The 962-nt window shown below is 66.6% G+C and carries 2 protein-coding genes; one reads left to right on the top strand and one right to left on the bottom strand.

The window, feature by feature from the left end; all coding sequences use genetic code 11:
- The coding region (locus JCM9942_RS16845) for a hypothetical protein (protein WP_054660982.1) at positions 1-231 on the top strand (231 nt) is incomplete at its 5' end.
- 98 nt (positions 232-329) lie between these two features.
- On the opposite strand, the gene JCM9942_RS16840 is transcribed toward JCM9942_RS16845, so the two are convergent.
- On the bottom strand, positions 330-962 hold a 633-nt coding region (locus JCM9942_RS16840), incomplete at its 5' end, for a YceI family protein (RefSeq protein WP_256202419.1).

The following is a 962-nucleotide window of genomic DNA, read 5'->3' as shown; positions in this document are numbered from 1 at the left end:
CCGCCTGCCGCTGCCGACCCCGACTTCGGGCTGTGCCGGGATGCCACGCTGCAGTGGGCCGTGGGCAAGGTCAACGACGAGCCGACCATCCGCCGGCTCAAGCGCGAAAGCGGCGCCGGGCTGGTCAATCCGATCGGCCCGGCCAGCATCACCACCCGCGACATCCGCAAAGACCGCCTGCGCGTGTTCGTCGATGCCAACAACGTCATCACCGCGGTGCGCTGCGAGTAACCGCACAGCTTTGCGGTGGTGCATGAAAACAGAAGGCCCGCCATCACTGGCGGGCCTTCTTGTTGCAGCCGCTGGGCGCAGCGGTCAACCCGCCCCGGTTACTGGGCCTTGGCTTCTTCAGCCTTGGCTTCTTCAGCCTTGGCTTCTTCGGCCTTGGCCTGGCTGGCCTCGGTGGTGATGCGGACCTTGACCTCATCGCTGACGGCCGGGGCGTAGGCGCCCACGCCGAAGTCGCTGCGCTTGAGGGTGGTGGTGGCATCAAAGCCGACCGACGGCACCTTCATCATCGGGTGCTCGCCGGCACCGTTGACGGTCACGTCCAGCACCACCGGCTTGGTGACGCCCTTGATGGTCAGGTCACCGGTCACGGTCAGCTTGTTGGTGCCGGCCGCCTCCACCTTGCTGCTCTTGAACGTGGCGGTCGGGAACTTGGCGGCGTCGAAGAAATCGGCGCTGCGCAGGTGCTCGTCGAACTTGGCGGTGAAGCTGTTCAGGCCCGACAGCGGCAGGGTGACTTCCACGGTCGACTTGCTCACGTCGGCGGCGTCGTACACCAGGGTGCCGTCGGCATTGCCGAAGTGTGCGGTCGGGTTGGAGAAGCCCATGTGGTTCCACTGCACCAGCACATCGGTATGGCTCGGATCGAGCTTGTAGGTACCCGACGCGACCTGGATGGCCGCCACTTCCGGGGCAGCGGCTTCGGCCGGCGCGGCGGTTTCCGTCGGAGTCGC

This window comes from Stenotrophomonas pictorum JCM 9942 (assembly GCF_001310775.1).
GTDB lineage: Bacteria > Pseudomonadota > Gammaproteobacteria > Xanthomonadales > Xanthomonadaceae > Stenotrophomonas > Stenotrophomonas pictorum.
Note: the sequence above shows the minus strand (reverse complement) of the source record. Positions and strands in the feature narration are given on the sequence as shown.